The 8,016-nt window shown below is 63.5% G+C and carries 11 protein-coding genes; all 11 read right to left on the bottom strand.

What is annotated here, in order from left to right; genetic code table 11:
• Window positions 1–98: 98 nt before the first annotated feature.
• Complete coding sequence (locus PMI12_RS25745) at window positions 99–1,151, bottom strand: CobW family GTP-binding protein (RefSeq protein WP_007838435.1); 1,053 nt, start codon at window positions 1,149–1,151, stop codon at window positions 99–101.
• Between the two features lie 108 nt (window positions 1,152–1,259).
• On the bottom strand, window positions 1,260–2,474 hold the full coding sequence (locus PMI12_RS25740; RefSeq protein ID WP_007838434.1) for a class I SAM-dependent rRNA methyltransferase: 1,215 nt from the start codon (window positions 2,472–2,474) through the stop codon (window positions 1,260–1,262).
• Window positions 2,475–2,488: 14 nt separating this feature from the next.
• A complete protein-coding gene (locus tag PMI12_RS25735) occupies window positions 2,489–3,478 on the bottom strand; it encodes a tyrosine recombinase XerC (protein ID WP_007838432.1) in 990 nt (329 codons plus the stop codon).
• Window positions 3,462–4,097, bottom strand: a complete 636-nt coding sequence (locus tag PMI12_RS25730) for a YdcF family protein (RefSeq protein WP_007838430.1) — start codon at window positions 4,095–4,097, stop codon at window positions 3,462–3,464. The genes PMI12_RS25735 and PMI12_RS25730 overlap by 17 nt, the downstream gene beginning before the upstream one ends.
• Window positions 4,094–4,798, bottom strand: coding sequence for a DUF484 family protein (locus tag PMI12_RS25725; protein WP_007838428.1), 705 nt, complete (start codon window positions 4,796–4,798; stop codon window positions 4,094–4,096). Before PMI12_RS25725 ends, PMI12_RS25730 begins: the two co-directional genes overlap by 4 nt.
• Window positions 4,795–5,670: a diaminopimelate epimerase gene (gene dapF / locus PMI12_RS25720; RefSeq protein WP_007838426.1), complete on the bottom strand. Its 876-nt coding sequence runs from the start codon at window positions 5,668–5,670 to the stop codon at window positions 4,795–4,797. The genes PMI12_RS25725 and dapF overlap by 4 nt, the downstream gene beginning before the upstream one ends.
• 7 nt (window positions 5,671–5,677) lie before the next feature.
• Window positions 5,678–6,313, bottom strand: a complete 636-nt coding sequence (locus tag PMI12_RS25715) for a 2-hydroxychromene-2-carboxylate isomerase (RefSeq protein ID WP_007838424.1) — start codon at window positions 6,311–6,313, stop codon at window positions 5,678–5,680.
• Window positions 6,310–6,492: a hypothetical protein gene (locus tag PMI12_RS25710; RefSeq protein WP_157632284.1), complete on the bottom strand. Its 183-nt coding sequence runs from the start codon at window positions 6,490–6,492 to the stop codon at window positions 6,310–6,312. The genes PMI12_RS25715 and PMI12_RS25710 overlap by 4 nt, the downstream gene beginning before the upstream one ends.
• A gap of 10 nt (window positions 6,493–6,502) precedes the next feature.
• Window positions 6,503–6,967 (bottom strand): hypothetical protein, encoded by a 465-nt coding sequence (locus PMI12_RS28995; RefSeq protein WP_157632283.1) that lies wholly within the window; start codon window positions 6,965–6,967, stop codon window positions 6,503–6,505.
• A 105-nt stretch (window positions 6,968–7,072) separates the two neighbouring features.
• The gene (locus tag PMI12_RS28410) at window positions 7,073–7,471 is read right to left on the bottom strand and encodes a hypothetical protein (protein ID WP_081502707.1); all 399 of its coding nucleotides are present in this window, start codon (window positions 7,469–7,471) and stop codon (window positions 7,073–7,075) included.
• Window positions 7,468–8,016: RHS repeat-associated core domain-containing protein (locus tag PMI12_RS28405; protein WP_157632282.1), on the bottom strand; the 549-nt coding region annotated here is incomplete at its 5' end. The genes PMI12_RS28405 and PMI12_RS28410, both read right to left, overlap by 4 nt.

Below are 8,016 nucleotides of genomic sequence, written 5' to 3'. Positions count from 1 at the left end.
GTGGGGGCACGACGGCCTCCGAAAAAAGCGCAGAGCCCGATCGAAGGCCTGCCCCCATCCCAACCTTCCCCCAGCGGGGGAAGGAGCAAGTCAGGGCCTCAGACCAGGCACTGCTCTAGACCCTGTTCCAGGATCTCGCGCGGCAGCTCGATGCCGATGAACACCATGCGGCTCTGGCGGGCCTCGTCCTTGCCCCACTCGGGGCCCAGGTCGCTGCCCATCAGCTGGTGCACGCCCTGGAAGATCACCTTGCGCTCGGTGCCCTTCATGTTCAGCACGCCTTTGTAGCGCAGCATGCGCGGGCCGTAGATGTTGACGATCGCACCCAGGAAGTCTTCGAGTTTGGCCGGGTCGAACGGCCGGTCGGCCTTGTAGACGAAGCTCTTGACGTCGTCGTCCGTGTGGTGATGGTGGCCGTGGCCGCCTTCGTGCTTGTGCGAGGGGTGGTCGCATGCCTCGCCATGCGCGTGGTCATGATCGTGGTGATCGTCTTCTTCCTTGAGGAAGTCGGGGTCGATGTCCAGCTTGGCGTTCAGGTTGAAGCCGCGCAGGTCGAAGATGTCCTTCAGCGGCACATCGCCGAAGTGCGCCTTCTGCTGCGGCGCGCGCGGGTTCATGTGCTTCAGGCGATGAATGAGCGCATCGGTCTCCTCGGCCGACACCAGCTCGCTCTTGCTGATGAAGATCTGGTCGGCAAAGCCCACCTGGCGGCGCGCTTCCTGGCGGTCGTTGAGCTGCTGCGGCGCATGCTTGGCATCGACCAGCGTGAGGATGGAGTCGAGCAGGTAGCTCTCGGCGATCTCGTCGTCCATGAAGAAGGTCTGCGCCACCGGGCCGGGATCGGCCAGGCCGGTGGTCTCGATCACCACGCGGTCGAAATCCAGCAGGCCCTGGCGCTTCTTGGCGGCCAGCAGCTGCAGCGCCTCGCGCAGGTCTTCGCGGATGGTGCAGCAGACGCAGCCGTTGCTCATCTGCACGATCTGCTCCTTCGACTCGGTCACGAGGATGTCGCTGTCGATGTTCTCTTCGCCGAACTCGTTCTCGATGACCGCGATCTTCTGGCCGTGGGCTTCGGTCAGGATGCGTTTGAGCAGCGTGGTCTTGCCCGAGCCGAGAAAGCCGGTGAGGATGGTCGCGGGAATGAGGGCCATGAAGGGAGTGCTCCGGAAGCGGAAAACAGGAAAAAGGGGGCGAAAAAGGCGTGGCCGGCAGTTTAGCCAATGCCACTGAGTTGCGTTGGTGGCAGGGTCAAGCCGGTTTCAGGCTGGCTTTCGGACCATCACAAGGCCCTTCAGGTACTCCCCTTCCGGGAATTCGATGGTCATCGGATGGTCTGGCGCTGCGCCCAGGCGCTCGGCGATATAGCCGTCCACGCCTGCATCGAGCCCCGCGGAGGCCACGATCTTGTGGAACAGGTCGGCGCTGATGCCGCCCGAGCACGAGAACGTCAACAGAACGCCGCCCGGCTCCAGCAGCTTGAGCGCCAGGCGATTGATGTCCTTGTAGGCCCGCGCGGCGCGCTCGGCATGCGCCACCGTGGGCGCGAACTTCGGCGGGTCGAGCACGATGGCGTCGAAGGTGCGCCCCTGGTCGATGAACTCCCGCAGCACGGTGTTGACGTTGGCGTCGAGAAACTCCGCCTGGATGCCCTGGCCTTCGAAGCCGTTGAGCACGAGATGGCCGCGTGCGCGTTCGAGCGCGGGTTGCGATGAATCGACCGACACCAGCTCCGCGCCTTCGAGCGCGCCCGCGGCCTTCAGCCCCGCCAGCGCCGCGACGGTGAACCCGCCCGTGTAGCAGAAGCAGTTCAGCACGCGCCTGAAGCGCCGGTGCTGCGCCAGCTCGGCAAAGCGCTGGCGGCTGTCGCGCTGGTCGAGGTAGAAGCCGGTCTTGTGGCCGGTGGCGATGTCGAGCGACAGCTTCCAGCCATGCTCGCGGATCGTGATTTCGGTGGCGCCCTCCCCGCGCAGCCAGCCCGTGACCGGCTTCAGGCCTTCGCGCTCGCGGCCGCTGGCGTCGGAGCGTTCGTAGAGCTTCGTCAGGCCCGTGGCCTTGAGCAGCGCGTCGGCCAGAACATCTTTCCAGCGCTCGACGCCGGCCGAGAGAAACTGCGCCACCAGCGTATCGCCGTAGCGGTCGACGATCAGCCCCGGCAGGCCATCGGCCTCGCCGTGCACCAGCCGCACACCGTCGCTCTGCAGATCGAACAGGCCGCGGGCAGTCACGGCGCGGGCGCACACCGAGGCGAAGAACGCGGCGTCGATGCGCTGCGTTTCGACGAAGCTCCAGGCCCGCGCGCGGATCTTGGACGTGGGGCTGAACGCCGCCCAGGCGAGGAAGGCGCCGTCGTGCGACTCCACGCGCACCGTCTCGCCGGAGTCGGCGCCACCGCGCGCGATGGCGGATTCGAAGACCCAGGGATGGCGGCGCTGCATCGAGCGCTCTTTGCCGGGTTTGAGGCGAAGGGTTTTCATTGTTCGTTGCTTGCTTACTTGTCGTTCTCGGGCCTGGCCTTGGCACGCGGATGTGCCGCGTCGTAGGCCTTGGCCAGGTGCTGAAAATCCAGCCGTGTATAGACCTGCGTGGTCGCGATGTTGGCGTGGCCCAGCAGCTCCTGCACCGCGCGCAGGTCGCTGCTCGACTGCAGCACGTGGCTCGCAAACGAATGGCGCAGCATGTGCGGATGCACCGGCGCTGCAAGGCCGGCCTTGAGGCTGCGCTCGCGCAGCAGCTTCCACACCGCCTGCGACGACATCCGCAGGCCCTTGGCGCTGATGAAGAGCGCGGCCGCGGCCTGCGGGTCGCGCAGCCGGGCGGTGGCCAGTCCGGCGCAGTCTGCGCGCACGGCGAGCCAGTCGCGCACCGCCTCGGCCGCCTTGCTGCCCATCGGCACGATGCGGCGCTTGCTGCCCTTGCCGAGCACATTGGCTTCGCCCGCATCGAGATCGAGCCAGCCGCGCGCCGTGCCGCTCGCCTGCGCGTCGAGCCCCGTGAGCTCGCTCACGCGCAGGCCGCAGCCGTAGAGCACCTCGACGATGGCGCCGTCGCGCGCCTCGGTCCAGGGGTCGGCCTCGGGGTCGTACAGCTCGGCGAGGCGCACCGCGTCGTCCACGCCCAGCGCCTTGGGCAAGGGCTTGCCGGCCTTCGGCGCATGCACATCCTGCACGGGGTTGAAGCCGATCAGGCCTTCGTGGCCCAGCCAGCGGTAGAAGCTGCGCCAGCACGACAGCACCAGCGCAATGCCGCGCGGCTCGCGCCCGGCGCTGTGCAGCTGCGCCATCCAGCGTCGGACGTGGGCGGTCTGCACGCGGTCCAGCGGCAGCCTGGCCTCGGCTGCGTGGTCGCGCAGGGCCTGCAGGTGAAAGGCGTAGAGCTCGACCGTACGCGCTGCGAGCCGGCGCTCGACGCGCACGTGCTCCAGGTATTTCTCGATCCAGTCCGATGGAGTGGATGCGACCGGCTCAGAAGAGGTAGCCATGGCCGGCATTGTTGATGATGGCCGCCGGCTCGCGCAATGCGCCCTTGGAGAACGGGCCCAGGGCACGCCAGCACGACGTGGGCGCCGCCGCGTACTGCACGTCGAAGCTCTGGTCGAAGCCGCTCATCTTCACGAGCCGCTCGACCCGCCACAGGTGATACGGCTCCGACACGATCACCACGCTGCGCACGCCGGCCGCCAGCAGCAGCGGACGCGACAGCGAGAGATTCAGCCGCGTGGAAGTCGACGCCGGCTCCAGCAACATCGGCCCGGCAAAGCCCGCCTCCACGGCATGCTCCTGCATCGCCATGGCCTCCGTGCGGCCGTCTTCCGAATCAACGCCGCCTGAAAAAACCAGCTGCCTGACCACGCCGGCATGCGCCATCGCCAATGCCGTATCGACCCGGCCGGTGAGGCACGGGTGCGGCTTTCCGTCGAGATAGGCGCGGCTGCCGAGCACCAATGCCGCGTCGGCCGGCCGCTGCGGCGGATGCGCCAGCAGCTCTTCGGCATGCGACCAGATGAACGCTCCGATGGCCGCGTACGCCAGCGCCACGGCCAGCAGCGCGCCGGCCAGCGCGACCTGCCAGGGCCGCCGCAACCAGCGCGGTCGTTTCAAGGACGCAGCCGCGAAAGCCCGCCCGATGCCAGCTCGGCGATACGCTCGAGAAAGTCGGTGCCCATCTCGGCGTTGAAGCGCTGCGCGTCGGGTGACGCCAGCACCAGCAGGCCGAAGGCGGGCGATTCGGCGTCGGGGCGCAGCGGAATCAGCGCAATCGACATCGCCGCCTGCGGCTCCGGCAGCCAGTTGGCCGCCTCGAAGCCCGAATTGAGCCCGCAGTAAGGCGAGGTCAGCGAAGTGGCCAGCGCCTTCACGTCGTCGCTCACCCACTGGGCATAGGCCTCGTTGAGGTATTCGCTGCCGCAGTCCCACACCTTGATGGCCGTCTGCGGCACCAGGAACAGCGACTGCAGGTCGACCGCGATGCTGTACGGCAGGCTGCGCGGATCGCGCGTGGTCAGCAGGCCCTTGGTCCAGCGCTGCAGGCGGTCGGCAATGACCACGTTCTCGGTGCCGTGGCGCACCATGTCCATCAGGCGGTGCTCCAGCGCCTTGATCTTCTCGCGCAGCATCTCGGCCTGGCGCTCCTGCAGGCTCACGGCGCGGTTGCCGTGCGGGCTGGTGAGCTGCACCTGCGCCAGCAGCTGGGCATGGCGCTCGAAGAAATCGGGCGTGTTCGCCAGGTAGTTCGCGATGTCGTCTTCGGTGATCGGATTCATGGCGTTTTTGGCGTCGTTGTTGTTCGTGAAGTGGGTCATGGCAGCTCAGGCACCTCGATATCGCCTTCGAAGACCGTGGTGGCCGGCCCGGTCATCAGCACCGGCTGGCCTTCTCCCTGCCACTCGATCGTGAGGATGCCGCCGTGCGTCTGCACGTCGACCCGGCGGTCCAGCAGGCCGAGGCGGATGCCCGCCACCACCGCCGCGCAGGCGCCCGTGCCGCAGGCCAGCGTTTCGCCGGCACCGCGCTCGAACACCCGCAGCTTGATGTTGGAGCGGTCGACCACCTGCATGAAGCCCGCGTTCACCCGCTGCGGGAAGCGCGGGTGGTGCTCGATCTGCGGGCCCTGCTCGGCCACCGGGGCTGTGTCGACGTTGTCGACCACCTGCACCGCGTGCGGATTGCCCATCGACAGCACCGCTACCGAAACGATAGCACTGCCTGCTCGCGTACCCAGCGCAAGATGCCACTTCTGCCATGCACCGTCATGCTGCGGGTCGAGCCCGGCGGTGTCGAAGGGAATGCGTTCGGGCTCGAAGACGGGGGCGCCCATGTCGACCGTCACGCGGCCGTCCGCGCCCATGCGCGGCTCGATGACGCCGGCCAGCGTCTGCACACGCACTTCGGTCTTCTTGGTCAGCTTGTGTTCGCTCACGAAGCGCATGAAGCAGCGCGCGCCATTGCCGCACTGCTCCACCTCGCCGCCGTCGGCGTTGTGAATGACGTATTGAAAATCGATGCCCTCCGCGGGCGAGGGCCGCACGGTGAGGATCTGGTCGGCGCCGACGCCGAAGTGGCGGTCGGCCAGGAAGCGGTACTGCGCGGCGCTGAGGCCCAGCGTGCCGCGCGTTTCGTCCAGCACGACGAAATCGTTGCCGGCTCCCTGCATCTTGGTAAAGCGGATTCGCATCCTTGGATTATCCGCCGCTGGCTTGGCGCAGTCTGTCCAATGCCCGATCGAGAAACGCCAGCCGGTCCTGCCCCCAGAAGCGCTCGCCGTTCAGGATGAAGGTCGGTGCGCCGAACACCCCCGCCTCCACTGCCGCCGCGCTGTTGGCACGATAGGCTGCCAGCGTTTCGGCCGCCTGCTCCAGCGCCTGCAGCGAGGCGCCGTCGTAGCCGCTCTCGTCGGCCACCGCGATGCGCACTTCCGCCTGCGAGGTGTCGCGCTCCTCGGCCCACAGCGCGCGCAGCAGCGCGTGCGACAGCGGCTGCGCGTCGAGCCCCTGCAGCTGCGCGGCAATCACCATCCAGCCAGGGTACTTGTTCCAGTTCGGGTCGCTCGGCGCGCCCTTGGGATAGTGCGCGGGCGCCAGGTTCAGCGGCATGCCGAGGTAGTCGCTCCAGCGCGCCAGCTCGAGCGCGTGGTACGTGCGGCGCGGCTCCGGCCGGGTCTTCAGCGGGATGCCGCCGGTCTGAGGCACCACGGCCTGGAAGTCGTACGGCTTGAGCGTGAGCCGCACGTGGTGGCGGCGCACGATGTCCTGCAGTTGCGGGCCGCCGAGGTAGGCCCAGGGGGAGGAGAGGCTGTAGTAGCAGTCGAGCGCGATCATGTTTCGATTATCTGCAGCGCATGGGCGGTGCCGTCGCGCGCTCTACCCTTCTCTCCTTGGGGTCGGGGCGCGTGGAGGTAGTGCACGCGGTCGTCGCGCCATGCCTGTTCCTGCTGACCCTCGGTGCTCTGCGTGCTCTCGAAGGCCAGCGTGTCGCCGTCCCAGTCGAAGAGGGGCACGGTGCCCAGACTATTTCGAATAATCCAAACCGCGCGGCCCGATTTCGTCAATCAAATTAAAATCATCCAAATTTACCAATGTTGGAGAGGCGTCCGTTAATGCAAAGAGAATTCCCTTCAAATAACTTTGCCTGTCTGCCACGCGATTAAGAGGAAGATCGTGGGGGATGGCGCTTCTCCATAGATCATCATCGGAAAAATTCACCAAAATATAATTTAGTCCGCTGATGATATTCTTTTTTGAGGTTGGACCAAAAGTCAAAAAACTGCGTCTCATCTCTTCAAAAAGCTTCTTCTGGTTGGCGATGGAATTTATATCAAATTCCTCTAGCTCCTCGTCATTTTTGCCAATTAAGAAATCATAGAGACCGCGTAGATAATTGAGGTTTAATGAATTCATAATTGAGGGCAAGCTGTGTAAATCGCGCTGAAAATATTCCCTCGAACCGTGACGCGTGACGCGGTGACGGGACATCTTCCCGTACTGCGGCCCCCTTCGCCAGCCGTTCGTTCCACGCCGAACGTGACATTGTTTTGACCAGAGCGCGCCGTAGTATTACATTCAGATTTAAATTCGAAACTATTTTTTATTTTTTAAATTGTAGCGTGCTGCTTGTGCTACATCTTCTGCAAAATCCTTTGAAAGCCTCTCTAGTATGTGGATGGGGGTTTTTGCATTAATTGCAATTCTTTCGCGAACAAGATAATTTTCATCTCTAGACAATATGTCAAACAACTCCGGAGATAACTTTCTTTTGTCTGCCACAAATGAATTTACTTCGGGATGATTTTTGACCAAGTATTCGAGTATTTCAAGAGGAATGGTTTTATTGTGTGCAACCCATTGCCTGAGTTCGGGGTAATTTTCTATTACATCAATCCAAACCTCAACTGGTGCCTCTTCGTGAGCGGCGCGGTCATATTCTTCTTTTATAGAGCTTAATCTCAGTCTTGCGAATTCTTCTGCAGACTCAATCATTGAACATCCTTGCACTTCATATTTTTGAGGTCAACGTTCTTTCCGGTTTCACTCTTATGTTTGCTCATAAAGTCGCCATACCGGTCCGCATCAGCTCTCCAAGAACCATCACTGTTGTAAACTTTCCAGGCACTTCCACCATGTCCTGTTTGATCCGGCGACCACCACTGCCTGGTTTTGGGATCATGGAAATATTTCACTCTGCCAACACCGGGGACATGACCATCGCAAAGTCTGTCGTAGCGATTTACTTCCCACGGTCTTCTGCATTCGGAGCATTTGGGGTTTTGATTGGGCTTTGATGACTCCCGTTTTCGGCCTGCGCCGCTTGTACGATTTAATCCAAGCGGGTCAATCCATTCAGTGGGATTTGGAGCATATTGCTGAAGGTGGATCCCGCCAAGCAATCCAATCGGATCATTGGATATAAATCGCCCACCCACGGGATCGTAGTATCGATACCGGTTGTAGTGCAGCCCCGTCTCGTCGTCAAAGTACTGCCCCTGGAACCGGATCGGATTCCTGAACCCGGCCTTGCGTCCCGC

It is taken from the genome of Variovorax sp. CF313 (assembly GCF_000282635.1).
Taxonomy (GTDB): domain Bacteria; phylum Pseudomonadota; class Gammaproteobacteria; order Burkholderiales; family Burkholderiaceae_C; genus Variovorax.
This window is presented reverse-complemented; position numbering and strand designations above follow the sequence as displayed.